Annotated in this window: 29 protein-coding genes; 15 read left to right on the top strand and 14 right to left on the bottom strand. The window is 64.0% G+C overall.

The genetic code is table 11. From position 1 onward, the window contains the following. Positions 1-135: 135 nt before the first annotated feature. A complete protein-coding gene (locus DH10_RS09050; RefSeq protein ID WP_192254107.1) occupies positions 136-981 on the bottom strand; it encodes a MurR/RpiR family transcriptional regulator in 846 nt (281 codons plus the stop codon). A gap of 249 nt (positions 982-1,230) precedes the next feature. On the opposite strand from DH10_RS09050, the gene DH10_RS09045 reads away from it, so the two are divergent. Continuing rightward, positions 1,231-2,340 carry a Gfo/Idh/MocA family protein gene (locus DH10_RS09045; RefSeq protein WP_192254109.1) on the top strand — a complete coding sequence of 370 codons (1,110 nt, stop codon included), beginning with the start codon at positions 1,231-1,233 and terminating at the stop codon, positions 2,338-2,340. A gap of 12 nt (positions 2,341-2,352) precedes the next feature. Here DH10_RS09045 and DH10_RS09040 read toward each other — a convergent pair whose 3' ends face one another. Further along, positions 2,353-3,054, bottom strand: coding sequence for a helix-turn-helix transcriptional regulator (locus tag DH10_RS09040; protein ID WP_192254111.1), 702 nt, complete (start codon positions 3,052-3,054; stop codon positions 2,353-2,355). 126 nt (positions 3,055-3,180) lie between these two features. Here DH10_RS09040 and DH10_RS09035 point away from each other — a divergent pair, with 126 nt between their 5' ends. After that, complete coding sequence (locus tag DH10_RS09035; RefSeq protein ID WP_192254113.1) at positions 3,181-3,816, top strand: LysE family translocator; 636 nt, start codon at positions 3,181-3,183, stop codon at positions 3,814-3,816. A gap of 22 nt (positions 3,817-3,838) precedes the next feature. Here the strand turns inward: DH10_RS09035 and DH10_RS09030 are convergent, their stop codons facing one another. The 7 genes from DH10_RS09030 to DH10_RS09000 form a co-directional block, all read right to left on the bottom strand. Beyond that, positions 3,839-4,930, bottom strand: coding sequence for a 3-deoxy-7-phosphoheptulonate synthase (locus DH10_RS09030; RefSeq protein ID WP_192254115.1), 1,092 nt, complete (start codon positions 4,928-4,930; stop codon positions 3,839-3,841). A 200-nt stretch (positions 4,931-5,130) separates the two neighbouring features. Continuing rightward, on the bottom strand, positions 5,131-5,925 hold the full coding sequence (locus DH10_RS09025) for an SDR family oxidoreductase (RefSeq protein WP_192254117.1): 795 nt from the start codon (positions 5,923-5,925) through the stop codon (positions 5,131-5,133). Positions 5,926-5,955: 30 nt separating this feature from the next. Continuing rightward, positions 5,956-6,948, bottom strand: a complete 993-nt coding sequence (gene iolG, locus DH10_RS09020; RefSeq protein WP_192254119.1) for an inositol 2-dehydrogenase — start codon at positions 6,946-6,948, stop codon at positions 5,956-5,958. An 82-nt stretch (positions 6,949-7,030) separates the two neighbouring features. Continuing rightward, positions 7,031-7,801, bottom strand: coding sequence for an ATP-binding cassette domain-containing protein (locus DH10_RS09015; RefSeq protein ID WP_192254121.1), 771 nt, complete (start codon positions 7,799-7,801; stop codon positions 7,031-7,033). A gap of 2 nt (positions 7,802-7,803) precedes the next feature. After that, a complete protein-coding gene (locus DH10_RS09010; protein ID WP_192254123.1) occupies positions 7,804-8,880 on the bottom strand; it encodes an ABC transporter permease in 1,077 nt (358 codons plus the stop codon). 115 nt (positions 8,881-8,995) lie between these two features. After that, on the bottom strand, positions 8,996-9,937 hold the full coding sequence (locus DH10_RS09005; RefSeq protein WP_192254125.1) for a sugar ABC transporter substrate-binding protein: 942 nt from the start codon (positions 9,935-9,937) through the stop codon (positions 8,996-8,998). A gap of 371 nt (positions 9,938-10,308) precedes the next feature. Beyond that, complete coding sequence (locus tag DH10_RS09000) at positions 10,309-11,340, bottom strand: LacI family DNA-binding transcriptional regulator (protein WP_192254127.1); 1,032 nt, start codon at positions 11,338-11,340, stop codon at positions 10,309-10,311. A 175-nt stretch (positions 11,341-11,515) separates the two neighbouring features. Here DH10_RS09000 and DH10_RS08995 point away from each other — a divergent pair, with 175 nt between their 5' ends. From DH10_RS08995 to DH10_RS08980, 4 genes are read left to right on the top strand one after another with little or no spacing between them, the layout of a single operon-like run. Then, complete coding sequence (locus DH10_RS08995) at positions 11,516-12,622, top strand: fatty acid desaturase family protein (RefSeq protein ID WP_192254128.1); 1,107 nt, start codon at positions 11,516-11,518, stop codon at positions 12,620-12,622. Positions 12,623-12,667: 45 nt separating this feature from the next. After that, positions 12,668-12,982 (top strand): MocE family 2Fe-2S type ferredoxin, encoded by a 315-nt coding sequence (locus DH10_RS08990; RefSeq protein WP_192254130.1) that lies wholly within the window; start codon positions 12,668-12,670, stop codon positions 12,980-12,982. 5 nt (positions 12,983-12,987) lie between these two features. Continuing rightward, positions 12,988-14,217, top strand: a complete 1,230-nt coding sequence (locus DH10_RS08985) for an NAD(P)/FAD-dependent oxidoreductase (RefSeq protein ID WP_192254132.1) — start codon at positions 12,988-12,990, stop codon at positions 14,215-14,217. Positions 14,218-14,253: 36 nt separating this feature from the next. Continuing rightward, complete coding sequence (locus DH10_RS08980) at positions 14,254-15,063, top strand: 3-methyl-2-oxobutanoate hydroxymethyltransferase (RefSeq protein ID WP_192254134.1); 810 nt, start codon at positions 14,254-14,256, stop codon at positions 15,061-15,063. Positions 15,064-15,081: 18 nt separating this feature from the next. Here the strand turns inward: DH10_RS08980 and DH10_RS08975 are convergent, their stop codons facing one another. The 5 genes from DH10_RS08975 to hslV form a co-directional block, all read right to left on the bottom strand. Beyond that, positions 15,082-16,041: a DUF1402 family protein gene (locus DH10_RS08975; RefSeq protein WP_192254136.1), complete on the bottom strand. Its 960-nt coding sequence runs from the start codon at positions 16,039-16,041 to the stop codon at positions 15,082-15,084. A gap of 239 nt (positions 16,042-16,280) precedes the next feature. Further along, on the bottom strand, positions 16,281-17,594 hold the full coding sequence (gene hslU, locus DH10_RS08970; RefSeq protein WP_192254138.1) for an ATP-dependent protease ATPase subunit HslU: 1,314 nt from the start codon (positions 17,592-17,594) through the stop codon (positions 16,281-16,283). A gap of 5 nt (positions 17,595-17,599) precedes the next feature. Continuing rightward, positions 17,600-18,199: a DUF2585 domain-containing protein gene (locus DH10_RS08965; protein WP_192254140.1), complete on the bottom strand. Its 600-nt coding sequence runs from the start codon at positions 18,197-18,199 to the stop codon at positions 17,600-17,602. Positions 18,200-18,203: 4 nt separating this feature from the next. After that, positions 18,204-18,728, bottom strand: a complete 525-nt coding sequence (locus DH10_RS08960; RefSeq protein WP_192254142.1) for a GNAT family N-acetyltransferase — start codon at positions 18,726-18,728, stop codon at positions 18,204-18,206. 50 nt (positions 18,729-18,778) lie between these two features. Beyond that, the gene (gene hslV, locus DH10_RS08955; protein WP_192254144.1) at positions 18,779-19,327 is read right to left on the bottom strand and encodes an ATP-dependent protease subunit HslV; all 549 of its coding nucleotides are present in this window, start codon (positions 19,325-19,327) and stop codon (positions 18,779-18,781) included. A 204-nt stretch (positions 19,328-19,531) separates the two neighbouring features. Here hslV and hisB point away from each other — a divergent pair, with 204 nt between their 5' ends. The 9 genes from hisB to coaA are packed head-to-tail and all read left to right on the top strand — an operon-like array spanning position 19,532 to position 25,249. Next, a complete protein-coding gene (hisB, locus tag DH10_RS08950) occupies positions 19,532-20,131 on the top strand; it encodes an imidazoleglycerol-phosphate dehydratase HisB (protein WP_192254146.1) in 600 nt (199 codons plus the stop codon). Positions 20,132-20,135: 4 nt separating this feature from the next. After that, positions 20,136-20,612 carry a DUF2628 domain-containing protein gene (locus tag DH10_RS08945; protein ID WP_192254148.1) on the top strand — a complete coding sequence of 159 codons (477 nt, stop codon included), beginning with the start codon at positions 20,136-20,138 and terminating at the stop codon, positions 20,610-20,612. Position 20,613: 1 nt separating this feature from the next. Beyond that, positions 20,614-21,264, top strand: a complete 651-nt coding sequence (hisH, locus tag DH10_RS08940) for an imidazole glycerol phosphate synthase subunit HisH (protein ID WP_192254150.1) — start codon at positions 20,614-20,616, stop codon at positions 21,262-21,264. Between the two features lie 2 nt (positions 21,265-21,266). Next, positions 21,267-21,557: a DUF1330 domain-containing protein gene (locus DH10_RS08935; protein ID WP_192254152.1), complete on the top strand. Its 291-nt coding sequence runs from the start codon at positions 21,267-21,269 to the stop codon at positions 21,555-21,557. Positions 21,558-21,559: 2 nt separating this feature from the next. Continuing rightward, on the top strand, positions 21,560-22,303 hold the full coding sequence (gene hisA, locus DH10_RS08930) for a 1-(5-phosphoribosyl)-5-[(5-phosphoribosylamino)methylideneamino]imidazole-4-carboxamide isomerase (RefSeq protein ID WP_192254154.1): 744 nt from the start codon (positions 21,560-21,562) through the stop codon (positions 22,301-22,303). Then, positions 22,303-23,142 (top strand): arginase family protein, encoded by an 840-nt coding sequence (locus tag DH10_RS08925; protein WP_192254156.1) that lies wholly within the window; start codon positions 22,303-22,305, stop codon positions 23,140-23,142. The genes hisA and DH10_RS08925 overlap by 1 nt, the downstream gene beginning before the upstream one ends. Next, entirely contained in the window at positions 23,139-23,933 is a 795-nt protein-coding gene (gene hisF, locus DH10_RS08920; protein ID WP_192254162.1) for an imidazole glycerol phosphate synthase subunit HisF, read from the top strand. The genes DH10_RS08925 and hisF overlap by 4 nt, the downstream gene beginning before the upstream one ends. 9 nt (positions 23,934-23,942) lie before the next feature. Beyond that, on the top strand, positions 23,943-24,266 hold the full coding sequence (locus tag DH10_RS08915) for a phosphoribosyl-ATP diphosphatase (protein WP_192254158.1): 324 nt from the start codon (positions 23,943-23,945) through the stop codon (positions 24,264-24,266). Between the two features lie 23 nt (positions 24,267-24,289). Further along, a complete protein-coding gene (gene coaA, locus DH10_RS08910) occupies positions 24,290-25,249 on the top strand; it encodes a type I pantothenate kinase (protein ID WP_192254160.1) in 960 nt (319 codons plus the stop codon). Positions 25,250-25,399: the final 150 nt, after the last annotated feature.

Raw genomic sequence — 25,399 nt, 5'->3', positions numbered from 1 at the left:
GCCTTGTTGTGCAGAGCAACGTTTTGGGCAGCACGCGCGAGCGGCGTGGTGCCGTCAATATGAAATAATAATTCCAATCCATAGTCAATATGGAATGAGTGTTCCCGGATGGAAAAACCACCGGTGCGAGACAGCTCAGGCCTTGCGCCTGCGGCTTGCGTCACGCCGCTTCTCGCCGACGGCGACGGTCAACGCCATGGCAAGCGCCATCGTCGCCGAGATCGAGCGGAAGCCGCCGAAATCGGCCTCGGCGACCTCGAACCAGATCTTGGCGAACTGGGCGAGCGGCGAGAACGAACTGTCGGTGATGGCGACGATCGGCACGCCTTGCTCGGCGATCGAGCGCGTCTCCTCGATGGTCGCGGGCGCGTAAGGCGAGAAGCTGATGGCGATGACGGCATCGCGCGGCGTGGCAAAGCCGATCATCTCCGCATTCAAGCCCGCGGCCGATTCCACCAGCTGGTTGCGGATCTTGAGCTTGCCTAGCGCGTAGGCGATGTAGGACGCGACCGGGTAGGAGCGGCGCTTGGCCAGCACATAGATGGTCTCGGCCTTGGCCAGAAGCGTGACCGCTTGCTCGAAATGCGCATCGTTCAAGGCGCGCGAAATGTCGCTCAGCGAGGTGCTGGCGGCGGCGACGAAGCCGTCGAAGATCGCCCGGTAGCCGCCCCCTTCCTCGGCCTTGGCGCGCAGTGCCGCCAATCGCTCGTCATAAGAGGAATTGCGCTCGCGCAGGCGCTCGCGAAAAACCTGCTGCAGGCTGGTGAAGCCGTCGAAGCCGAGCTGCTGGGCAAAGCGGATCAGCGTCGAGGGCTGGACGCCGGCCGAGGCGGCGATGCTGGCAGCGGTGCCGAAAGCGATGTCGTCGGGGTTGTCGAGCGCGTAGGCGGCGATCTGGGCGATCCGTTTGGGCAGGCTCGCGCGCCGCTCCAGGATCGTCGTGCGCAACGTCTCGAAATCGCGAGGCACCCGTTCGTCCATCGTCGCTCCGCCCACGGCCATATTGAGGTTCTCTCTCCTGCCTCATCATAGCGAGTTCACGCAAGAACACCATAAAAAATGATTTGGACGTTCCATTCTCAGGCGAAATGGATTAATTCGTCCATACGAACCTCTTCCCATCACGGTTCCGCGTTTCGCGGAACCGTTCTATCTGTTTATCGACGCAATTCCGGACGGAAAACCGCTTCGCACTTTTCCTGGAATTGCTCTAGCGCGGAGACAATCGACATGGTCGGAGTGGGCCTCATCGGCACGGGCTTCATGGGCAAGTGCCACGCCATCGCCTGGAACGCGGTCGGCACCGTCTTTCCCGATGTGGACAAGCCGAAGCTTGTGCATCTCGGCGAGGTCAATGACGAGTTGGCCAGGCGCAAGGCCGGCGAGTTCGGCTTCGCTCGAGGCTCGGGCGACTGGCGCGCCGTCGTCAACGATCCGGAGGTCGATGTCGTCTCGCTGACCACGCCCAACCAGTTCCATCCGGAAATGGCGATCGCCGTCCTCGAAGCCGGCAAGCATCTATGGTGCGAGAAGCCGATGGCGCCGAGTTTTGTCGAGGCCGAGGCCATGGCGAAGGCTGCCAAGAAGTCCGGCAAGGCCGCCGTGCTCGGCTACAACTACATCCAGAACCCGGCCATCCGCCATATCGGCGCGCTGCTCGAGGAAAAGATCATCGGCGACGTCAATCTCGTGCGCATCGAGATGGACGAGGATTTCATGGCCGACCCCGACGCGCTGTTCTTCTGGAAGCATGAGGCGTCTTCGGGCTATGGCGCGCTCGACGATTTCGCCGTGCATCCGCTGTCGCTGATCAAGGTGCTGTTCGGCCGCGTCGCCCGCGTCATGTGCGACATGGCGAAACCCTATGCCGACCGCAAGGTCGCGAGCGGCGGCCGCCGCGCGGTTGAGACCTACGATATCGCCAGCGTGCTGATGCATCTCGAAAACGGCGTCGCCGGCACGCTGCTGGTCAACCGCTCGGCCTGGGGCCGCAAGGGCCGCATCGCCATCCAGATCTTTGGCTCGAAAGGCTCGATCCTCTACGACCAGGAGCGGATGAACGAGTTCCAGCTTTACCTCACCGCCGACCGGCCGACCGAGCAGGGCTACCGCACGATCCTGGTGGCGCCGCACCACAAGCCCTACGATTCCTTCTTGCCGGCGCCTGGCCACGGCCTCGGCTTCAACGACCTCAAGATGATCGAATGCCGCGAATTGCTGATGCGGATCGCCGGCAAGCCGGCACGAATCATCGACTTCGAAGAAGGGCTGGAGATCGAACGCACCGTGCATGCGATGGCGCGCTCATTCCAAGAACAGCGCTGGGTGGATGTGAGGTAAATCGGGCTGTCGTCAGGTGCCGGCGGTCGATGCGTTGATCTCCCAGCCTTCTACCCAAAGCTGCCGCAATCGGTCACCTTCGCCCTTGAACCATAGGCCTGCCGGTCGGCAATCCTCGATCCGGTCGCTGCGGAAATTGCGGATGGCCTGGCGCAGCTCGCACCAGGCGACGATGTTGGCGGTCTCGGCGTAATAGATCAGAGCCACCGGGCGGATGATGCGCTGCGTGGCCCGACCAGCCTCGTCGCGATAGGAAAGGTCGAGCTTCTCCTCGTCGCGGATGGCGCGCCGCACCAACGCGAGATCGACCGCCGAGGCAGAGGGTGCCGCAAAACCCCAGGCATGGAGCGCGTTGGCGTCGAGCGTCTGCCGCAAGGGCGGCGGCACCGCGCCGGCGATCTTGGCGCCGACGCGTTTTGCCGCCTGCTTGAGCTCGTCGTCGCCGGTGCGCTCGAGCAGCGCCAGCGACAGCACGATCGCCTCCATCTCCTCGATGGAAAACATCAGCGGCGGCAGGTCGAAACCGGGGCGCAGGATATAGCCGATGCCGCGCCCGCCCTCGATCGGCACGCGCATCGCCTGAAGTGCCGCGATGTCGCGATAGACCGAGCGCACCGTCACTTCCAGCCGCTCGGCGATCGTCGCCGCGGTCACCGGTTTTTTGGCCAGCCGCAGGATCTGGATGATCTCGAACAGGCGCGAGGCCTTGCGCATTTCCTCACCCGGCTGAAACGCAACTGACACACCCTCGTCAGTTGGGATGACCTATAGGGCCGCCTACCCGCTTGAAAATCAACAGATTCCTTGGCGGTTTGACCGACAGGATGACAGGCAACTGACATGAGTTACACCGAAAACCTTTGGCTTTTCTTCGTCCTGCTGTTCGGCATCATCGCCGTTCCGGGCATGGACATGCTGTTCGTGCTGGCCAATGCGCTGACCGGCGGACGCGACAGAGGGCTTGCGGCGACCGGCGGCATCATGCTGGGCGGCGCAGTGCATACGCTGAACGGCGCGATCGGCGTCGGGCTGCTGATGCATTTCGTGCCGGTCCTGTTCAAGCCGCTGCTGATCGCCGGCGCCGCTTGCATGGCCTATATCGGCGTTTCGCTGATGCGCAGCTCGATCACCGTCGGCCATGACGGGCCCGCTGGCAGCCGCTCCGCCTGGAAGGCTTTTCGCCAAGGACTGGTCATCTGCCTGATCAATCCCAAGGCCTATCTCTTCATCCTGGCCGTCTATCCGCAGTTCCTGAAGCCGGCTTACGGTCCGATCTGGATGCAGGCGACGGTCATGGGACTGCTGACGGTCGCCACCCAGGCAGGAATCTATGGCGGGCTCGCCATCACCGCCGGCCGCAGCCGGGCGCTGCTGATCGACAATCCGCAAGCGACCATCCTTGCCGGCAGGGCAGCCGGATTGCTGCTGTTCGCGGTCTCGGTGTTCACCGCGTGGGAGGGGTTGAGGGCGGCGTAAACGCCGCCCCCAGCCATAGCTGTCAGGCGGCGCCCTGACGGCTGGCGAGCATTTCGCGCTTCACCGACCGGCGCCACTCGACTGCGCCGGCAAGGCCGTGCAGCACGGTCTCGGTGGTCGCCCAGTCGATGCAGCCGTCGGTGATGCTCTGGCCGTAGGTGAGCGGCTTGCCGGGGACGACGTCCTGGCGGCCGGCAACGAGATTGCTCTCGATCATGACGCCGATAATGCGCTCGTCGCCCGCCGCAACCTGCCCCGCCACATCATGCGCGACCCTCAGCTGGTTCTCAGGCTTCTTGCCGCTGTTGGCGTGGCTGACATCGATCATCAGCCGCGGCGCGACGCCGATGCGAGCGAGCTCCGCAGCGGCGGCCGCGACACTGTCCGCATCGAAGTTGGGCACGACGCCGCCGCGCAGGATAACGTGGCAGTCCTCGTTGCCGGTGGTCGCGGCAATGGCGCTGCGGCCGCCCTTGGTCACCGCCATGAAATGATGCGGCTGGGCGGCCGACTTCACCGCCTCGGCGGCGATCCTGAGATTGCCGTCGGTGCCGTTCTTGAAGCCGACCGGACAGGAGAGGCCCGACGCCAGCTCGCGGTGGATCTGGCTTTCGGTCGTGCGCGCGCCGATCGCACCCCAGGCGACGAGGTCGGCGATGTATTGCGGCGTCGTCATGTCGAGGAACTCGGTCGCCGCCGGCAGGCCGAGATTGTTGACGGCGGAGAGCACGTTGCGCGCCATGCGCAAGCCCTTGTCGATGTTGAAGCTGCCGTCGAGGTCAGGATCGTTGATCAGGCCCTTCCAGCCGACCGTGGTGCGCGGCTTTTCAAAATAGACGCGCATGACGATCTCGAGCCGGTCGGCCAGGGCCTCGCGCAGCGCCGCCAGACGGCTGGCGTAGTCCACGGCGGCGACCGGATCGTGGATGGAACAAGGGCCGACGATGACTACCAGTCGATCGTCGGCCCCCGACAGGATGGAATGGATGGCGTTGCGCGAGGCGGCAACGGTGCGCGTCGCCGTCAGCGAGCGCGGTATCTCGCGCATCACCTCGTCCGGCGTGCTCAGGACTTTGAGTTCCTTGACCCGAAGGTCGTCTGTGGTGGTCAACACGGCTTTCTGCTCCTGGTTAGGAGACCTGCCGGCTGAAACGAAAAAGCCGCCAGGTCTGGCGGCTTTTCGGATTTAGATGCTGCAATCTTCAGATCGAGCGCAATCCTCCCGCCGCCAGCGAGCTGTCGTAATAAAAGTACCAAAACGAGGCGGTCAGGTGGATCATGCGGCTCATATAGTCGATGCCGAGGCTCTTGTCACTACTCGCCGATGACCCCAGCGATGTTCTGGTCGTAGTCGACCAGCGAGCCGGTCATGACGCCGGCCTGCGGGCTCAGCATATAGGTGATCAGCCGGGCAAGCTGGGCCGGCTTGACCAGCTGGCCCATCGGCTGCGCGGCCTCGGCCTTTTCCAGCCAGTCGTCCGGTGCGTCGTGCCACTTCTTCTGCACGATCGCCTCGCCTTCGGTGTCCATCCAGCCGGGCAGCACGGCGTTGCAGCGGATGCGGTTTCGCCGATAAGAGCTGGCGACATTCTTGGTCAGCGTCATCAGCGCGCCCTTGCTGGTCGAATAGGGCGTGAGGAAGGACTGGCCGGAATGCGCCGACATCGACAGCACGTTGACGATCGAGCCCGGCGCCTTGCGCTCCAGAAGATGCGCGACCAGGCCCTGCATCAGGAAGAACGGGCCGCGCACGTTGGTGTCGAAGATCTGGTCGAACAGCTCCTCGGTGGTTTCGACCAGCGAGCCGCGCGCCGAGGTGGCGGCGGCGTTGACCAGCGCGTTCAAGGTGCCGAAATGCGCGAGTGCCGTTGCGACGGCGCGCTTGCAGTCGGCGACCTTGGCGACGTCGGCGCTGATGAAGATGGCGTCGACGCCGCTCTTCTTGAGCGCTGCGACAGCCTTGTCGCCCTTCTCCTGCGAGCGGCCGACGAGCGCCAGCGCGCGGCAGCCCTCATCGGCCAAGGCTTCAGCGACCGCGAAGCCGATGCCTTGCGCGCCGCCGGTGACGATGGCGCGCGTTTCTGAATTGCGACCGGCCAAACCGTTCATCGCTCTGCTCCTGTAATCGAATTCAAACGTTCAATCGACGCGAACGGTCTTGCCGGTCTTGGCCGATTGGAGCGCGGCGTCCGCAAGCTTCAGCGCAACGAGACCATCCTTGCCGCTCGGCGCCGCCTTCTTGCCCGCGGTTGCAGCAGCGATGAAAGCCGCGATCTCGTTGGCATAGGCGTCGATGTAGCGGGTCATGAAGAAGTCGTGCAGCGGCGGGCGCGTGTAGCCCTTGTCGTTGGCGAGCTCGATCGACACCGGCCGCTGGTTCTCGGCCGCGACCATGCCTTTCGAGCCATGCACCTCGATGCGCTGGTCGTAGCCATAGGTGGCGCGGCGCGAGTTGGAGATGACGGCCTGCTTACCGGACGCGGTTTCGAGGATAACGCTGACCGAGTCGAAATCGCCGGCATCGCCGATCTTCTTGTCGACCAGCACCGAGGCATGGGCGCTCACAGCAACCGGCTCCTCGCCGAGCAGGAAGCGAGCCATGTCGAAGTCGTGGATGGTCATGTCGCGAAAGATGCCGCCGGAGCGGGCGATGTAGTCGAGCGGCGGGGCGCCGGGATCGCGGGACGTGATGGTGACCATCTCGACCGCGCCGATGGCGCCGTCGTCGATCGCCTTGCGGACGGCGGCGAAATGCGGATCGAAGCGGCGGTTGAAGCCGACCATCAGCGTCGCATTGGCCTTCTCGACCACGGCCAGGCACTGCTCGACGCGCTTGACGTCGAGGTCGATCGGCTTCTCGCAGAAGATCGCCTTGCCGGCCTTGGCGAAGCGTTCGATGAGATCGGCATGGGTGTCGGTCGGGGTGCAGATGATGACGGCGTCGATGTCCTTGGCCTGCTCGATGGCGTCGATCGTGCGCACCTCGGCGCCGTAGGCGGAGGCGAGTTCCGTCGCCGCTTTCTCGAAGGCATCGGCCACGGCCACCAGCTTGGCCTGCGGGTTGGAGGCGACGGCGCGGGCATGCACCTTGCCGATACGGCCGGCGCCGAGAAGAGCGAAGCGGAGAGTCATGGAATGTCCTTTGAGGGTGGTTCTAAGACATGTCCGCGCCTCCCGGCGCGGACGATTTTGGTTGGTCCCGTCGTGACGCCCGTCAGGCGGCCTGGAGCTCCGCCTGCCCGGTCTTGGCGCCGGTGATGTAGGCGACGATGTCGTTGCCGTCGGTGTCCTGCTTGAGCAAATTGGCGACGATACGGCCGCGCCTGAAGACGACGATGCGATCGACCAGGTCGAACACCTGGCGCATGTTGTGGCTGATCAGGATCAGCGGCTCGCCGTTCTCCTTCAGCGTGCGGATAATGTTCTCGACCTGCGCGGTTTCCTGCACGCCGAGCGCCGCCGTCGGCTCGTCCATGATGATGAGCTTGGAGGCGAAGGTCGCGGTCCTGGCGATCGCCACGCACTGGCGCTGGCCGCCGGACATGTGGCGGATGGTACTGGACAAGTTGGGGATCTTCACCGCCGTGCGGACAAGTGCTGCCTCGGTCGCCTTGCGCATGGCCTTGCGGTCGAGGATCGAGAACGGGCCGAGGTTGAACAGCACCTTCTCGCGGCCGAGGAAGAGGTTCGACGGCACATCGAGGTCGTCGGCCAGAGCGAGGTTCTGGAACACGGTTTCGATGCCCGCCTCGCGCGCCTCGATCGGCCCGGCGAAGTTCACTTCCTTGCCGTCGAACCAGATCTTGCCGTCGGTGCGCTGCTCGACGCCGGTGATCTGGCGCACGAAGGTCGACTTGCCGGCGCCGTTGTCGCCCATGATGGCGACATGCTCGCCCTTGCGCAGCTCGAAATTCGCCTCCTGCAGCGCGTGCACGCCGCCATAGTGCTTGGTGAGGTTTTCGGTCTTCAGAACGATGTCGGACATGGTCAAGCTCCTATCGCCCGGCGGCGCTGGCGCCATTGATCGAGAACGACTGCGCCGACGATGATGACGCCCTTGACCATCTCCTGGTAGTAGGCGTCGAGGCGCAGGAAGGTGAAGCCGGAGATGATGACGCCGAAGATCAGCGAGCCGATCACGGTGCCGATGATAGACCCGCGGCCGCCCGAGAGCGAGACGCCGCCGATGACAGCCATGGCGATGGCGTCGAGTTCGTACATCACGCCCATGCCGGCCTGGGCGGTAAGGTTCTTGGAGGAGAGCACCACGGCGGCGATCGAGGCGAGGATGCCGGCGATGACATAGACCAGCACCTTGTGGTTGGCGATCTTGATGCCGGACATGCGCGCGGCGTCCTCGTTGGAGCCAATGGCGTAGCAGTGCTTGCCGTACCTCGTGTAGCTCAGGATGAGCTGGAACAGGATCGCCAAGGAAATGAAGATGATGACCGGCATCAGGCCCTTGCCTATTGCCGCGAAGCTGTCGGTCGGAAACGATATCGGCTGGCCCTTCGACCACCATTTGGCGATGCCGCGCGCGGTGACCATCATGCCGAGCGTGGCGATGAAGGGCGGGATGCGCGTGTAGGCGATCAGCGCACCATTGACTAGGCCGGCGACGAGGCCGCAGGCGATGGCGACCAGCAGCGGCACGATCACCGGCAGATCGGTCCAGCCCTGCGCGAGGAACATCGCCTTAGGGTTGGGGTTGCCATTGACCGTCGCTACCTGGGCAAAGCTCATGGCGATCATCGCGGTCGCACCCACGATCGAACCCGAGGACAGGTCGATGCCACCGCTGATGATGACTTGCGTCACGCCGATGGCGATAATGCCGACGATCGACACCTGCAGGATGATGATCTGCAGGCGGGCCTCGTTGAAGATCCCACTGACATTTTCACGGGTGTTGAAGAGGAAGCTGTCGCCAAGAAAGACCCGGCCGATCAATTCGAAGATGACGACGAGAATGACCAGCGCCAGGAAAACGTTGAACTCAGCCGGCCATGCGCGCTTCTTCGCGTCGTAGGTCAGCCCGCCGACGCCATGAGATGTCTGTGCCACGTCTTTTTCCTCCGTCGGCCGCGTTCGCCCTCCCGCCCGCTCGGGCGGTGAGGGAAAATAGGGAGCGGCGCTGTGTTGTGCTTTGATGCGCCGCTCCGTTACCGTATTGCAGGCCTCAGTTCTTCTTCAGGAACTTGTCGATATTCGCCGGGGTGACGAGCTGGAACGGGATATAGACCTTGTGTTCCACCTTCTCGCCCTTGGCGAGCTTCAGCGCGGCGTCGAGGGCACCGGCGCCCTGGCCGGCAGCGTCCTGGAAGACACTTACATCGAGATCGCCCGCCTGCATTGCAGCCAGCGCGTCCTGAGTGGCGTCGACGCCGCCGACCACGACCGACTTCATGTCGATGTTGGCGGCCTTCATCGCCTGGATGGCGCCGATGGCGCTTTCGTCGTTGTTGGCGATGACGCCGTCGAACGGCTTGCCGGACGACAGCCAGTTGGTCATCAGGTTCTGCGCCTCGTCACGCTTCCAGTTCGAGGTCTGCTTGTCGATGATCTTGATGAAGTTGCAGTCCGGCGTTGCGATCACTTCCTCGATGTCCTTGGTGCGCTGCACCGCGGCCTGGTTCGAAAGCTCGCCCATGATCACGTAGACATTGGCTTCCTTCTTGCCGGCTTCCTTGAACAGGCGGCAGGCTTCCTTGGTCTCGAGCGTGCCGGATTCGGCTTCGTTCGAGGCGACGAAGGCCTGGTTGTCGGGCAGCTTGTCGACATTGACCGGCTCGCGGTTGACATAGACCAGCGGGATCTTGGCCGCGGCGGCCGCGTCCGACATCGCCTGGGTGGCCGAGGTGTCGACCGGGTTGACGATGATGGCGTCGACGCCCGAAGCGGCGAAGTTCTTGATCTGGTCGAGCTGCTTGGCGACGTCGTTCTGAGCGTCCTCGACCTGCAGCTGGACGCCATCCATGGTCTTAGCCTGTGCGATCATGCCGTTGCGCAGCACGGTCAGGAAATTGTCGTCGAAAAGAGCCATCGAAACGCCGATCTTGGCGGCGAACGCGGACGAACTCATCAGCGCCGATAGCGCGACGCCCAAAAGCAGTTTCTTCATTTTAGTTTCTCCTCCACTTGGTGTCCGGCTGCACCGATTGAACCGGAATCCCCGATTTTCCCGGGGAATCTCTCCCTATGGCCATTCCGACGGCGTCTTCCCTGCGCGAATGGAACGCATGGTCCTCTGTTTGAAACAGATGTTCCGGAACGAAAGAACCAAAACACCCAGTTGGTGAAATATTTATTCCATTTCGCTTGTGGCCGTCAAGGGAGATTCGGAATGGACATGCCGGTTTTTCGATCCTGACAGGCGTGCGGCACCCTCCGTGGCCGGGCACGCGAGCGTTCCACGACGGAATCCTGGGCGAATTCCCGCCGCGAAAGAATTCCATCCGTCTGATGGATCACATCATTCCTGCCGGCGGCGGCTCAAATGTTTTCCGGCAGATAGATGTCGAAGGGGAGAAAAGTCTGGCCAGGCGCATTGGCGGCGCCGCTCTCGATGGCATGCGCCATCAGCGCCACAAGCTCGCGGCAAAGCGCCGTGAGCGGCGTCGAGATGACCATGGTGAGGATGTTGTCGGCAAGTGCCGCGCGCGACTCGGCGTTGATCTCGTTGCAGATGACCACCGGCATGTTTGCCGGCTTTGCCGCCCGCAGCGCCGCGACCGCGCCTTCCATGCCGCCGCCGGCGACATAGCAGCCGGCAAGGTCCGGATGCAGGGCCAGAAGATCGAGCATCGCATCATGCGTCACCTGGTTGGCTTCCAGGTTGACCAGCGTCTCCATCACGCTGAAGTCCGGCGCATGCTCGCGAAAATAGGAGCGGAAGCCGATCTCGCGCAGCTCATGGCCGTGGAAGCGGTGGCTGCCGACGAACAGCGCGACCTTGCCGGGCTTCTTGGCCGCCTTGGCGATCATCCAGGCCGCGGTGCGCCCGACCTTGCGGTTGTCGAGACCGACATAGCCCTCGCGAATGCCGGCAGCGAAGTCGGACAGCAGCGAGAAGACCGGCTGCCCCCTCGCCTTCAGCGCCTCCACCACCGCCGTCAGCGTCGGATGGTCCGGGCCGACGACGGCGATGGCCCTGGATTTCGCCGCCAGCCTGCGCATCTGGGCGGCGATCTCGTCGGGCGCCAGCGAAGCGGCGAAGTCGATCGTCGCGGTGCCGCGGAAGCGCTGCGACTGCGAAACTGCCGTTTCCAGTTCCCGCGCGAAATCGCCGTAGAAGACATCATTGCCCCGCAGCAGCAGGAAACCGAGGCGATACTCCGGCAATTCCTGGCGCATGCGCTGCTTGATGAGGCCGGCGGCGTGATAGCCGATATCGGTCGCGGCCTCGTAAACCCGACGCGCCGTTTCCTCGCGTACCGGCAAGCGGTTGTTCAGCACCCTGTCGACGGTGGCGACACTGAAACCGGAAACGCGCGCGAGATCGGTGATTGTCGGCCGCTTTGCCATGAATGCTCCATCGTCTGCCCGACTCAGGATAGCTCATTCTGATAGGAAATGATAGAAACTATCTTTGTGACGTTGAGACTATCATGATGTAGCGCTATGGTGAAGTGGAAGCCAGCCATGCGCGAACCCGGCACCGCCGAGGGCCATTCGCCAAGTGCTGATGGAGGAACCCGCAATGACGGCAATCACGTCTCCGGCATTGTCCGGACGCGACTACAGCCTGACCGGCCGTGACGCCAAACTCGCGATCGAGAACGGGCTTTCGGCGGCCGAGTGGTATCACACCGATATCCCGCGCAAGCAAATGAAGGAGCTGATGCAGCGCTCCGACCAGCCGGCGATCCGCGACACCATCATCTGGCTCGGCGCGCTGATCCTCAGCGGCGCGGGCAGCGCCTGGTTCTGGGACAGCTGGTGGTGCGTGCCGTTCTTCTTCGTCTATGGCACGCTCTACGGCTCCTCGACCGATTCTCGCTGGCATGAATGCGGCCACGGCACGGCCTTCCGCACCCAGTGGATGAACGATGCCGTCTACCAGCTCGCCTGCTTCATGATCATGCGCAATCCGGTGACATGGCGCTGGAGCCACACGCGCCACCACACCGACACCGTCATCGTCGGACGCGATCCGGAGATCGCCGTCATGCGGCCGCCGGACCTTGTGCGCGTGGTCCTGAATTTCTTCGGCGTCCTCGACGCCTGGCACGCGATGGTCGACATGGTGCGCAATGCCGCCGGCGTCATCAGCGCCGCGGAAAAGACCTTCATTCCGGAACAGGAGCAGCCGAAGGCCATCCGCGTCGCCCGCATCTGGCTCGCCATCTATGTCGCGACCATCGCGCTGGCGCTCTATCTGCATTCGTGGCTGCCGCTGATGCTCGTCGGCCTGCCCCGTCTCTACGGCGCCTGGCATCACGTCATGACTGGCCTGCTGCAGCATGGCGGTCTCGCCGACAATGTCATCGACCACCGCCTGAACAGCCGCACGGTGCTGATAAATCCGATAAGCCGGTTCATCTACTGGAATATGAACTACCATGTGGAGCACCACATGTTCCCGATGGTGCCTTATCACGCGTTGCCGAAGCTGCACGAGATGATCAAGCACGACCTGCCGGCGCCGACGCCGTCGATCCTGGCCGGCTATCGCGAGATGATCCCGACCTTCCTGCGCCAGCTGCGCAACGAGGATTATTTCATCAAGCGCGAGCTGCCGCCGACGGCAAAGCCCTATCGGGAAGAGCTGCACAGCGACAATCCGGTGGCGGCCGCGGCCGAGTGACCGGTCGAAACGCAAGCTGGCAATAAATCTTCGCTGGAGGACGACATGAGCGATTGGGTCGAGGCCTGCGCGGCCGGAGACATCGACGAAGAGGACGTGATGCGGTTCGATCACGCCGGCCGCACTTATGCCATCTACCGCAGTCCGGACGACGAGTATTTCGCGACCGACGGCCTGTGCTCGCATGAGAAGGTGCATCTGGCCGACGGGCTGGTGATGGACGACACCATCGAATGCCCGAAGCACAATGGCCGCTTCAACTACAAGACCGGCGACGCGCGTGGCGCGCCGGTCTGCGTCAACCTCAAGACCTATCCTGTCAAGGTCGACGCCGGCAAAGTCCTCATTCAGGTCGGGTGAAGGCGATGACGGGCGGAATGGTGATCATCGGCGCCGGCGAATGCGGCGGGCGGGCAGCACTTGCCCTGCGCGATCTCGGCTATGAAGGACCGGTGACCCTGGTGGGCGACGAGCCGCATCTGCCTTATGAGCGGCCACCGCTGTCGAAAGAGGCGATGACCGGCGAGGCGCCGCTTATCAAGGCGATCGCCAGCGACGAGCTTCTGGCCGAACGGTCGATCCGCCACATCCATTCCGTCCGGGCCGTTGCGATCGATCGCGCCGGGCATGCGGTGAGCCTCTCCGACAGCTCTTCCCTTTCTTACGACAAGCTGCTGCTCGCGACCGGATCCTTGCCGCGCAAGCTGCCGATGCCGGGTCTTGGCGGACGTTGCGTTTATCTCAGGACCTTCAACGACGCGCTCGCCATCCGCGCCCATCTCAAGCCTGAGAACCGCGTCGCCATCATCGGCGGGGGCTTCATCGGCCTCGAGCTTGCCGCTTCGGCGCGCAAGCTTGGCGCCACGGTCACCGTCATCGAAGCGCAGCCCCGCATCCTGATGCGCGGCGTGCCGGCCGAGATCGCCGAAATCATCCACAAGGCGCATGAAGCCGAAGGCGTGAACGTGCTTACCGGCCAGGGCATCACCGCGATTGCCGACGATGGCGCCGAGGTTCGCATCACGCTTGCCGGCGGGCAGGAAGTCGTCGCCGATCTCGCGGTGATCGGCATCGGCGCCGTGCCGGTGACGGCGCTCGCCGCCGACGCGGGCCTGGCGATCGACAACGGTATTGCCGTCGACGGCACGCTGCGCACCGAGGACCCTGATATCTTCGCCGCCGGCGACTGCTGCTCGTTCCCGCTCGCCGTCTATGGCGGCCGGCGCGTACGGCTGGAAGCCTGGCGCAACGCGCAGGAGCAGGGCGCGCTTGCGGCGACGAACATGCTCGGCGCCAACGAGGCGCATGCCGCCGTGCCGTGGTTCTGGTCGGATCAGTACGGGCTCACGCTGCAGATCGCCGGGCTTTCCGATGAGGGCCGCTCGATCGTGCGGCGCGACCTCGACGACGGCGCCTTCATCCTGTTCCATCTGGCCGAGGACGGACGGCTGGTCGCGGCCAGCGGCATCGGCCCCGGCAATGCGGTGGCGCGCGACATCCGCCTGGCGGAGATGCTGATCGCGAAACGGGCGACGCCGGCGCCGGACGCGCTCGGATCGCAAACGGTCAAGCTGAAGTCGCTGCTGGCGGCCTGAGCCGCGCTATCAGCCAGTCAAAGGTGAGGGACAAAGATGGCACGCAACAGACCGACCGTCGCCGATCTGCAGGCGCTGAAAGGCAAGCGGCAGCTTTCGAAGCTTCGCGTTTTCTCGCTGGAGGAGGCCGAGGCCGCCGAGCGCGCCGGCATCGACATCATCTCCGTCCCCTATGATCTCATGTTCGATCCCCGCTTTCGCGACGCGGCGCCCACCTGCTTTGCCATTCCCGGTGACGAACGCATCAAGCTGGGCGCTACCACAAACGAGATCCTGCGCATGGCGGTCAAGCTGCGCGCGGCGAGCGCCGACGCCATGTACTGCTCGGCCAGCCTGCAGACCATCCGCCGCCTGCGCGACGAGCACATTCCGGTCTGCGGTCATGTCGGGCTCATCCCAGCGCACGCGACCTGGACGGGCGGCTTCAAGGCGGTCGGCAAGACGGCCGAGAGCGCTGCCTTCGTGTGGAAGCAGGTAAAGGATCTCGAAGCGGCCGGCGCCTTCGCAGCCGAGATCGAGGTGGTGCCGGCGAGCGTCGCAGGCGCGATCTCACGGCGCACGCCGCTGATCATGATTTCGATGGGCGCCGGTGCCGGGTGCGATGCACAATATCTGTTCTCGGAAGACGTGCTCGGCAGCAATCGCGGCCATTATCCGCGCCATGCCAGGCGCTACCGCGACTTCGCGGCCGAATTCGATCGGCTGCAGAGCGAGCGCATCGCCGCCTTTCGCGAATATGCCGAAGACATCCAGTCCGGCGCCTATCCGGAGCCGCGCCACATGGTCGAGGCGGATGCCGAGGAAATGCGCAAGTTCGAGGCGTTTCTCGCATCGGAAGGCTACTGAGCGACCTGGCTCAGCCCGCTAGAACAGCGCCTTCAGCTCGTCGAGCTTGTCGTTGACCAGCCAGCCGTAATAGTTCTCTTCGGGCAGCTTTTCCGGTTCCCCGGCGGCGCGGCGCTTCTCGTTCTCGGCCTTGAGCGCATAGGCGCGCTGCTCGGGATTGCCGACATTGTAGAGCGTGGCGGTCAGGCCCGGATTGTGCGAGATGTCGAAGCCGGCGATACTCCGGTAGGCATCGATCGACTTCCTGATGGTCGCCGCGACGTAAGGCAGCGTGAGGTCCGGATCCATGATGGTCTTGTAGACCGCGTTCGGATCGTTGACGTCGAGCTCGGGCAGGCCGGAGACCTTGTGCACGAGATCGCTCATCTGCAGCGCCGTCAGCGGGTTGAGCTGGCCGAGCCCAAATGTCTGGCCGGCATAGTAGGGCTGGAAGAAAGTGGCGCCGAATCGGTCGTTGGGGAAGCTGGTCCCGCCGACGGTCTTGCCGCGGAAGGAGTGGTTCCACACCTGCTCGCGGCATTCCCAAAGATCGTAGCTGTCGTCCGTGGCGGCGCATTTCCTGAATTCCGGCCGCTGGACGAAATCGCTGACGTCCTCGCCGTCATAGGCGAAGGTCAGCTTGCTCGACAGATACGACATCGCCTTGACGTAGTAGGTCTGCAGCCGGTCGTAGGCGTCGACATTATAGGTGTGTTCGCCGACGATGGCGCCGACGATATGCATCGGATCGATGCCATAGGCGGCCGCCACTTTCCTGATCTTGGCGCGAAGCTCGGCATCATTGTGCAGCAGCGCGTAGACCTTGCGATACTTGGCCTGGAAGGTGGTGTTGGTGGCCTGGGTGCGCCGGCTGGAGGCGCCGGGGATATCCGGCTGCACGCCGTTGCGATTGCCTGGCGGCACCATGGTTGCGGCATCGGCCGTTGCCAGCGCCGCGGCCAATGCCAGGCCAACAAAAAGAAGTATGCGTTTCTTCATCCGCCGCCGCCTTTAAAGCATGTCTCCCGAAAGTGGGACCGGTTTCGGAACAAAGACATGCTTGAAATCAAATACTTAAAGCAGGTCGCGTGAATCTTCTTTCACGCGACACGCTTTAAGTCGGGCGGCAAACTAGGTAAAGCGCGCGGGAGAGTCGAGACAAGCAAGCCCCTCGCCCGAACAAAAGGTGGCCAGATGGTACCATCTGGCCACACATCACCGGATTGCCGGCTTTGCCCTCAAAGGATGAACCGCGACAGATCGGTGTTCCGCGACAGATCGCCGACATGCTTCTGCACGTAGTCGGCATCGATGGTGACCGCCGTGCCGTGGCGGTCCGGCGCGTCGTAGGAAATCTCGTCCAGCACTCGCTCCATCACCGTCTGCAGGCGTCTGGCACCGATATTCTCGACGCTGGCGTTGAGATCGACGGCAATGCCGGCAAGCGAATCGATGGCGTCGTCGGTGAACGTCAACTCGACACCTTCGGTCTTCATCAGCGCGATATACTGCTTGATGAGGCTCGCCTCGGTCTCGGTGAGGATGCGGACGAAGTCCTGCTTCTCCAGCGCGCGCAACTCGACGCGGATCGGCAGGCGGCCCTGCAGCTCGGGCAGCAGGTCCGACGGCTTGGAGACGTGGAATGCGCCCGAGGCGATGAACAGGATGTGGTCGGTCTTGATCGGCCCGTATTTGGTCGCAACCGTCGTGCCTTCGACCAGCGGCAGCAGGTCGCGCTGCACGCCTTCACGTGAAACGCCGGCGCCGATGCCGCCTTCGCGCGAGGCGATCTTGTCGATCTCGTCGATGAAGACGATGCCGTCGTTCTCGGCCGATTCCAGCGCCCGGCGTACCACCTCGTCCTGATCGAGCAGCTTGTCGGACTCGTCATTGACCAGAAGCGCATAGGAATCGCGCACCGTGGTCTTGCGGGCCTTGGTCCTGCGGCCACCCATCGCCTTCGACAGCATGTCGTTGATGTTGAGCACGCCGATATTGGCGCCAGGCATGCCGGGAATCTCGAAGCCCGGCATGCCGCCGGTGCCGGTGTCGGCCACCTCGATCTCGATCTCCTTGTCGTCGAGCTCGCCGTCGCGCAGCCTCTTGCGGAAAGAGTCGCGGGTGGCCGGGCTCGCCGTCTTGCCGACGAGGGCTTCAAGCACGCGCTCCTCGGCATTGACCTGGGCGCGGGCCTTGACGTCCTCGCGCATCTTTTCGCGCGTCAGGCCGATGGCGACCTCGACGAGATCGCGCACGATCTGCTCGACGTCGCGGCCGACATAGCCGACCTCGGTGAATTTGGTGGCCTCGACCTTGACGAAGGGCGCGCCGGCGAGCCGCGCCAGGCGGCGCGAGATCTCGGTCTTGCCGACGCCGGTCGGGCCGATCATCAGGATGTTCTTCGGCATCACCTCTTCGCGCATCTGGCCTTCCAGCTGCTGGCGGCGCCAGCGGTTGCGCAGGGCGATCGCCACGGCGCGCTTGGCGTCCTTCTGGCCGATGATGAAGCGGTCGAGTTCCGAAACGATTTCGCGGGGGGAGAAAGTGCTCATAATACTCAAATTCCACTTTGCCACTGCTTGATGGACTCGAACGGATGCAGCAGCATGATCACGTTGAGCGTCAGATTGTCCCGGATGATGTAGCCCGTGCCGAACTCGAAAATGAGCGCCAGGGCCACGATCACCCATATAGGGAGCTTTCGCGCCATCACAAATCCCAGCACCATGAACAGCGTGTCGGACACCGAGTTGATGACGCTGTCGCCGTAATAGTTGAGAGAGATAGTGCCGGCGCGGTAGCGGTCGATGATGAAGGGGCTGTTTTCCAGGAGTTCCCAGCCGCCTTCGATGAGGACAGCGAAGGCGAGCCTCAGCCCGACCGGCGAGCGCGGGAACAGCGCCCAGGCCAGCGCATAGAACAGGAAGCCGTGGATGATGTGCGAAAAGGTGTACCAGTCGGCGATGTGCTGGGAGTTCTCCGAGCTGTTCACCACGCCATGCCAGAGCTTGACGTAGCCGCAGGTGCAGATCGGCGGATGGCCCATGCCGTAGAGGGCGCCGGCCTGGAAAATGAGCAAGGCGAGCACGAGCAGCAGCCCCATGCGCCAGCTGTCTTCATAGGCCGAGAGCGTCTTGTCCTCGCCAAGCGTGTTCATGCGGTCAGTCCCCCTCTTCTTCGTCGCTTTCGGCCGCATCGACGGCCATCAGCAAGACGTCCCCATATTCCGATTGCCGGCGGCCGATCGGCATGAAACCGGCCTTTTCATAGGCGCGGATGGCGCGGCCGTTGTCGGGATGCGGATCGATGATGACGCGCGGCGCGCCTTCCTCGAACAGCGCTTCGACGAATTGGCGGACGATGGCCGAGCCATGACCGATGCCGACCAGGTCCGGCGGGCCGATCGACAAATCGATGCCCAGCGTGCCGAATGGCTGGTCGGCGTAAGGATGGTCGTCCTCGAGATGCGGATCGTAGCTCTGCAGGTAGGCGATCGGCCTGCCGCCCAGCTCGACAATCAGCGGCTCCACCGAGACCGAATCGATATGCCCGCGGATCTCTGCGATCTCCTTTTGCGGATCGTCCCACCATTCGGCGATATGCGGCTCGGCAAGCCAGCGGGCGATCATCGGCAAGTCCTTTTCGGTGACCGGCCGAAAATCGTAGCTATCTTCCTGTTCGACCATGATCTTTTCCAAAAACCGGGTCCCACTTTTTGGGATCATGGCCGGCTGCCTCAGGCATCGAGCGTTTCGACGACGAAGCTGCTGTTGGTGTAGACGCAAATATCGGCCGCGATCTGCATCGCCTTGCGGGCGATCTCCTCGGCATCCTTGTCGGTGTCCATCAGCGCGCGGGCAGCGGCCAGCGCGTAATTACCGCCGGAGCCGATGGCCATGACGCCGTGTTCGGGCTCGAGCACATCGCCGGTGCCGGTCAGCGCCAGCGAGACCGACTTGTCGGCAACCAGCATCATCGCTTCCAGGCGGCGCAAATAGCGGTCGGTGCGCCAGTCCTTGGCGAGCTCGACGCAGGCGCGCGTCAGCTGGTCCGGATATTGTTCGAGCTTGGCCTCGAGGCGCTCAAGGAGGGTGAAGGCGTCGGCGGTGGCGCCGGCAAAACCGGCAATGACGCTGCCGTCCTTGCCGATGCGGCGCACCTTGCGGGCGTTGCCCTTCATGATGGTCTGGCCAAGGCTGACCTGGCCGTCGCCAGCGATCACAACCTTGTTGCCCTTGCGCACGCTGACGATGGTTGTGGCGTGCATGGTCAGTTCATTCGACATTTCCAGCTCCGATTCGCGCTATCCCTTCGAAAGGCGATTGGCGCGGTACGAGTGACTTTTGACGCCATATGTATGCATGTGGCGGGTGATTGCAAACCGCCTCCGGTAAGGCCGATTCCGCCCGGAATGGCAACTGGCAATCGTCGGATCATGCTGATAGAAGGCTCTCGTTTTCAAGCCCGCGCCTCTAAACAGGACAGACTGATGCCGCCCCGTTCCGCAGAAATCAGCCGCAAGACCAAGGAAACCGAGATTTCCGTGTCGGTCCATGTTGACGGCAAGGGCAAATCCGACATTTCGACGGGGGTCGGCTTCTTCGACCATATGCTCGACCAGCTGTCGCGCCATTCGCTGATCGACATGACGATCAAGGCCAAGGGCGATCTGCACATCGACGACCACCACACGGTCGAGGATACCGGCATCGCGATCGGCCAGGCGCTGAGCAAGGCTTTGGGCGAGCGGCGCGGCATCATGCGCTATGCCTCGATCGAGCTCGCCATGGACGAGACCCTGACCCGGGCGGCGATCGATGTTTCCGGCCGGCCGTTCCTGGTCTGGAACGTTTCCTTCTCATCGCCGAAGATCGGCACGTTCGACACCGAGCTGGTGCGCGAGTTCTTCCAGGCGCTGGCGCAGAATGCCGGCGTCACGCTGCATGTGACCAACCATTACGGCGCCAACAACCACCATATCGCCGAGACCTGCTTCAAGGCGGTGGCCCGGGCGCTGCGCGCGGCGTTGGAGTCCGACCCGCGCCAGCCCGATGCGGTGCCGTCCACCAAGGGATCCCTGAAAGGATAACCCTATGGCCAGCTATGTCGTGATGGAGCCGCCGACAGGCGGCAACAAGGCCGAGAATGCGACCCTGGTGCGCGACAGCTTCACCTGGCTCGGCTTCCTGTTCTCGCCGGTCTGGCTCGCCTGGCACCGGCTGTGGATCGAGGCTCTGCTCACCTTCGCCGTCATGGCGATCCTGTCGGTGCTCGGCGAAAAGCTCGGCCTCGAATGGGCCGGATCGGCCCTGTCGCTATTGGCGTCGCTCTACATCGGGCTCGAAGGTCAAGGGCTGCGGATATCGGCGCTGCGCCGCCGCGGCTGGCGGGAATGGGGGGTGGTCGAGGCCGGCAGGCGTGATGATGCCGAGGTCCGCCACGCGCTGGAAGCCGACGAGCGCACTGAAGAGCAGACGCCGATGCCGCGCATCGTTCCCGACACGAGCCTGGCGCGCCCGGCGCAGACGGGCATGGCGCTTGGTCTGACCCATACGCCCGGAAGGCCCTGACATGCGGGTTGCGATCATCGATTACGGGTCGGGCAATCTGCGCTCGGCCACCAAGGCTTTCGAGCGCGCCGCGCATGAGGCGGGCATCGCGGCCACCATCGATCTCACCGCCGACGCCGAGCGCGTCCGCGCCGCCGACCGCATCGTCCTGCCGGGCGTCGGCGCCTATGCCGATTGCGCCGCGGGCCTGCATGCCGTTGCCGGCATGTGGGAAGCGGTGGAAGAGGCGGCCCTTCGCAAAGGACGGCCTTTCCTCGGCATCTGCGTCGGCATGCAATTGATGTCGGAACGCGGCCTCGAAAAGACAATCACCAGGGGCCTCGGCTGGATTTCCGGCGACGTCAAGGAAATCACGCCGAAGGATCCGGCGCTGAAGATTCCGCAGATCGGCTGGAACACGATCGAGCTTGCGCGCAAGCATCCGCTGTTTTCGGGCATCGAGACAGGCCCGAAAGGGCTACATGCCTATTTCGTCCATTCCTACCACCTGGAAGCGAGGAACCCCGCCGAAGTGCTGGCAACGGCCGACTATGGCGGCCCGGTGACGGCGGCGGTTGCCCGCGACAACCTTGCCGGCACGCAGTTCCACCCCGAGAAAAGCCAGGCGCTCGGCCTGGCGCTGATCACCAATTTCCTGAAGTGGAGGCCCTAGGCATGAGCAAGAAGGGCTATTGGATCGCCATGATCGATGTGCGCGACCCGGGCGCGTACAAGAACTACATCGAAGCCAACGCAAAAGCCTTCGCCAAATATGGCGCCAAGTTTCCGGTCCGGGCAGGACGCTACAAGAATCCGGAGGGGCCAACGGGGAACCGCCATGTGGTGGTGGAGTTTTCATCCTACGAAACGGCGCTCGCCTGCTACGAGTCGCCGGAGTACCAGGAAGCCTTGAAGTTCCGGCTGGCGGCGTCGACCGGCCATTTCGTCATCGTCGAGGGCGCCTGACCGTGATCCTCTTTCCCGCCATCGACCTCAAGGACGGCAAATGCGTGCGCCTGAAACACGGCGACATGGCGACCGCCACCATCTACAACGATGACCCGGCGGCCCAGGCCAAGGCTTTCGAGGAGCAGGGCTTCGAGTGGCTGCATGTCGTCGACCTCAACGGCGCCTTCAAGGGCCATAGCGTCAATTCCGCCGCGGTCGGCGCCATCCTCAAGGCGACGAAAAACCCGGTGCAGCTCGGCGGCGGCATCCGCACGCTGGCGCAGATCGAGGACTGGCTGGACCGTGGCCTGACGCGCGTCATCCTGGGCACGATCGCGGTGCGCGAGCCCGAGCTGGTGAAGCAAGCCTGCAAGGCCTTTCCCGGCAGGATAGCCGTCGGCATCGACGCCAAGGGCGGCAAGGTCGCCGTCGAAGGCTGGGCCGAAGCCTCGGAGCTCGGCGTCATCGAGCTGGCGAAGAAGTTCGAGGGCGCGGGCGTCGCCGCCATCATCTACACCGATATCGACCGCGACGGCGTACTCTCCGGCATCAACTGGGACGCCACCATCGATCTCGCCGAGGCGGTGTCGATCCCGGTGATCGCGTCCGGCGGGCTGGCCTCGATCGCCGACATCGTGCGCATGACCATGCCCGACGCCAGGAGGCTCGAAGGCGCGATCTCCGGCCGGGCGCTCTATGACGGGCGCATCGACCCGGCGGAAGCGCTGGCGATCCTGCGCGGCGAAGGGGCGGAGGCAGAATAGTGAACATCTCGATCATCCTGGCGTCCTATGACAGCGGGCATTTTCTCGACGGCTGCGGCCAAGGCCCGGACGCGTTGATTTCCGGCGGGCTGGCCGAAGCTCTAAAGCTCGCCGGCCACGAAGTCGAACTGCATGACATCGGCAAGGTGGTCGAGGATGAAGAGGAGCGCGAGATCGGCACCGGATTTGCCGTCTGCAACGCCGTGTCGGGCGAAGTCCGCATCGCGCTGGACAAGGGGCGGTTTCCCATCGTTCTGGCCGGCAACTGCCTGACCAGCGCCGGCGCGGTGGCCGGCGAAGGCGCGGACGCCATCATCTGGGCCGACCAGCATGGCGACCTCAACACACCCGACACCTCCACCTCCGGCTTTCTCGACGGCATGGCGCTGGCGACGGTGCTTGGCCTGTGCTGGCGGCGGATGGCGGCGCGGATTCCGGGGTTCAAGCCAATCGATCCGGCCCGTTGCGTGCTGGTCAACGCGCGCGACCTCGATCCGGCCGAGAAAGAGCTTTTGGAGAAGCTGCCGATCATCCGCACCGAGTGTCCTGACTGGGTCGGCGCCGCAGCGAAGCTGAAAGCCACGGGCGCCGAGCGCATCCATATGCATGTCGACCTCGACGTGCATGACCCGGAAAAGCTGCAGGCCAATCGCTATACAACGCCCGGCGGGCCGGTGCCGGAGCAGGTGCGCATCGCGATGTGCGGCCTGGCCGGCCCGCTCAGCATCGCAGGGCTCACCATTTCCGCCTACGATCCGGCCTTCGACCCGAAGGGCGACGTGCCGCCGCTGGTCGGCGAGCTGGTGGTCGACCTGCTGTCGACCATGGAGGGCCGCTGATGCTGAAAGCCCGCGTCATTCCCTGCCTCGACGTCAAGAACGGCCGCGTCGTCAAGGGCGTCAATTTCGTCGACCTGGTCGATGCCGGCGATCCGGTCGAGGTCGCCAAGGCCTATGACGCGGCGGGCGCCGACGAGCTCTGCTTCCTCGACATTACCGCGTCGTCCGACAATCGCGAGACGATCTTCGACGTCGTCGGCCGCACGGCGGAGCAATGCTTCATGCCGCTGACCGTCGGCGGCGGCGTGCGCCAGGTGGCCGACATCAGAAAGCTGCTTCTGGCCGGCGCCGACAAGGTGTCGATCAACACGGCGGCGGTGAAGAACCCGGACTTCGTCGCGGAAGCCGCCGACAAGTTCGGCAACCAGTGCATCGTCGTGGCGATCGACGCCAAGAAGGTGTCGGCGGCCGGCGAGGCCGATCGCTGGGAGATCTTCACCCATGGCGGGCGCGAGAAGACCGGCATCGACGCGGTCGAATTCGCCAAGAAGATGGTCGATCGCGGCGCCGGCGAGATCCTGCTTACCTCGATGGACCGGGACGGCACCAAGGCCGGCTACGACATCGCGCTCACCCGCGCCATCGCCGACGCGGTGCGCGTGCCGGTGATCGCTTCGGGCGGCGTCGGCACGCTCGATCACTTGGTCGAAGGCATTCGCGACGGTCATGCCGGCGCGGTGCTTGCCGCCTCGATCTTCCATTTCGGCACCTACACCATCGCCGAGGCCAAGGCGCATATGGCCAAGGCCGGCCTGCCGATGCGGCTGGACTCGGCCGCCCATCGGACTTAAACCGCTGCCATGGCTCAATTTTCCCTCGCCGAGCTGGAAACGATCATCCATCAGCGCGCCCATTCCGGCGACCCTGAGTCGTGGACGGCGAAGCTGTTCGCCAAGGGCATGGACAAGGCGGCGCAGAAGCTCGGCGAGGAGGCGATCGAAGCCGTGATCGCCGCCATTCGCGGCGACCGGCAGGCCCTCGTTTCGGAAAGCGCCGATCTCCTATATCATTGGCTGGTCGTCCTCGGCATCGCGGGCATCCCGCTGGACGACGTGCTGAAGGAGCTCGAAGGCCGCACCAGCCGCTCGGGCATCGCCGAAAAGGCGTCCCGGCCCAGGGGCTGACGGCGAGGAGGGCAGGAGACTCGATGGACCAGCTTGCTCCGACCGAGAAATACTCCCCCTTTCGTTTCTTCTCCGCCGAGCAATGGTCGCAATTCCGCGCCGACACGCCGCTCACGCTCACCGAAGACGAGATCGACCGGCTGCGGTCGCTCAACGACCCGGTCGACCTCGAAGAGGTGAAGCGCATCTATTTGTCGCTTTCCCGCCTGCTTTCGGCGCATGTCGAGGCTAGCCAGCTGCTGTTCAGGCAGCGGCAGGCCTTCTTCAAGGCGCAGGATGTCGTCAAGACGCCCTTCATCATCGGCATCGCCGGCTCGGTCGCGGTCGGCAAATCGACCACGGCCCGCGTGCTCAAGGAATTGCTGGCGCGCTGGCCGTCGAGCCCTAAGGTCGATCTCATCACCACCGACGGCTTCCTTTTGCCCAACGAGATCCTGCGCCGCGACAACCTGATGGAGCGCAAGGGCTTTCCGGACAGCTACGATGTCGGCGCGCTGTTGAGGTTCCTGTCCGGCATCAAGTCGGCGCAACGCGACGTCCGGGCGCCGGTCTATTCGCACCTGACCTATGACGTCATTCCGGGCGAATTCGTCACCATCGACAGACCGGACATATTGATCTTCGAAGGCATCAATGTCTTGCAGCCGGGCAAGCTGCCGAAGGACGGCAAGATCGTGCCGTTCCTGTCCGACTTCTTCGATTTCGCCATCTATATCGACGCCGACGAGAAGCTGATCCACCAGTGGTACATCCAGCGCTTCATGCGCCTGCGCGAAACCGCCTTCCGCAATCCGGACTCCTTCTTCCACCGCTATTCACAGCTCTCGGAGGATGCCGCCCGCGCCATCGCCGAGGGCCTGTGGAGCAACATCAACCTGAAGAACCTGCGCGAGAATATCCTGCCGACCAGGGCGCGCGCCGACCTCATCCTGCGCAAAGGCACCAACCACCTGGTCGAAGAAGTGGCGCTGCGGAAACTCTGATCGAGGGCGTGGAATGCCACGGACCGGCGCGTCGCGCTGGTGCGGTTCAGGCGACGTGCTTCAAGTCTTTGCTTTGACGCATGTCGTTCTCCCAAGACCGCTGCGCACTTTTGGGCGACATGTAACCGGGGCAAAACCGGTGGCGGCCGC

Source organism: Mesorhizobium silamurunense (assembly GCF_014843825.1).
Classification (GTDB): Bacteria; Pseudomonadota; Alphaproteobacteria; order Rhizobiales; family Rhizobiaceae; genus Mesorhizobium; species Mesorhizobium silamurunense.
Note: the sequence above shows the minus strand (reverse complement) of the source record. Positions and strands in the feature narration are given on the sequence as shown.

Excerpts from the sequence above, each read along its gene's own strand:
- DH10_RS09005 (WP_192254125.1), bottom strand. The coding sequence starts at position 9,937 with ATGAAGAAACTGCTTTTGGGCGTCGCGCTATCGGCGCTGATGAGTTCG.
- DH10_RS09050 (WP_192254107.1), bottom strand. The coding sequence starts at position 981 with ATGGACGAACGGGTGCCTCGCGATTTCGAGACGTTGCGCACGACGATC.
- DH10_RS09040 (WP_192254111.1), bottom strand. The coding sequence starts at position 3,054 with ATGCGCAAGGCCTCGCGCCTGTTCGAGATCATCCAGATCCTGCGGCTG.
- DH10_RS08935 (WP_192254152.1), top strand. The coding sequence starts at position 21,267 with ATGAGCAAGAAGGGCTATTGGATCGCCATGATCGATGTGCGCGACCCG.
- DH10_RS09015 (WP_192254121.1), bottom strand. The coding sequence starts at position 7,801 with ATGTCCGACATCGTTCTGAAGACCGAAAACCTCACCAAGCACTATGGC.
- DH10_RS08915 (WP_192254158.1), top strand. The coding sequence starts at position 23,943 with ATGGCTCAATTTTCCCTCGCCGAGCTGGAAACGATCATCCATCAGCGC.
- DH10_RS09000 (WP_192254127.1), bottom strand. The coding sequence starts at position 11,340 with ATGGCAAAGCGGCCGACAATCACCGATCTCGCGCGCGTTTCCGGTTTC.
- iolG (WP_192254119.1), bottom strand. The coding sequence starts at position 6,948 with ATGACTCTCCGCTTCGCTCTTCTCGGCGCCGGCCGTATCGGCAAGGTG.
- DH10_RS09035 (WP_192254113.1), top strand. The coding sequence starts at position 3,181 with ATGAGTTACACCGAAAACCTTTGGCTTTTCTTCGTCCTGCTGTTCGGC.
- hslV (WP_192254144.1), bottom strand. The coding sequence starts at position 19,327 with ATGTCGAATGAACTGACCATGCACGCCACAACCATCGTCAGCGTGCGC.
- DH10_RS08965 (WP_192254140.1), bottom strand. The coding sequence starts at position 18,199 with ATGAACACGCTTGGCGAGGACAAGACGCTCTCGGCCTATGAAGACAGC.
- DH10_RS08990 (WP_192254130.1), top strand. The coding sequence starts at position 12,668 with ATGAGCGATTGGGTCGAGGCCTGCGCGGCCGGAGACATCGACGAAGAG.
- DH10_RS08980 (WP_192254134.1), top strand. The coding sequence starts at position 14,254 with ATGGCACGCAACAGACCGACCGTCGCCGATCTGCAGGCGCTGAAAGGC.
- hisH (WP_192254150.1), top strand. The coding sequence starts at position 20,614 with ATGCGGGTTGCGATCATCGATTACGGGTCGGGCAATCTGCGCTCGGCC.
- DH10_RS08995 (WP_192254128.1), top strand. The coding sequence starts at position 11,516 with ATGACGGCAATCACGTCTCCGGCATTGTCCGGACGCGACTACAGCCTG.
- DH10_RS08945 (WP_192254148.1), top strand. The coding sequence starts at position 20,136 with ATGGCCAGCTATGTCGTGATGGAGCCGCCGACAGGCGGCAACAAGGCC.
- DH10_RS08975 (WP_192254136.1), bottom strand. The coding sequence starts at position 16,041 with ATGAAGAAACGCATACTTCTTTTTGTTGGCCTGGCATTGGCCGCGGCG.
- hslU (WP_192254138.1), bottom strand. The coding sequence starts at position 17,594 with ATGAGCACTTTCTCCCCCCGCGAAATCGTTTCGGAACTCGACCGCTTC.
- DH10_RS09025 (WP_192254117.1), bottom strand. The coding sequence starts at position 5,925 with ATGAACGGTTTGGCCGGTCGCAATTCAGAAACGCGCGCCATCGTCACC.
- DH10_RS08985 (WP_192254132.1), top strand. The coding sequence starts at position 12,988 with ATGACGGGCGGAATGGTGATCATCGGCGCCGGCGAATGCGGCGGGCGG.
- hisB (WP_192254146.1), top strand. The coding sequence starts at position 19,532 with ATGCCGCCCCGTTCCGCAGAAATCAGCCGCAAGACCAAGGAAACCGAG.
- DH10_RS08960 (WP_192254142.1), bottom strand. The coding sequence starts at position 18,728 with ATGGTCGAACAGGAAGATAGCTACGATTTTCGGCCGGTCACCGAAAAG.
- coaA (WP_192254160.1), top strand. The coding sequence starts at position 24,290 with ATGGACCAGCTTGCTCCGACCGAGAAATACTCCCCCTTTCGTTTCTTC.
- DH10_RS09045 (WP_192254109.1), top strand. The coding sequence starts at position 1,231 with ATGGTCGGAGTGGGCCTCATCGGCACGGGCTTCATGGGCAAGTGCCAC.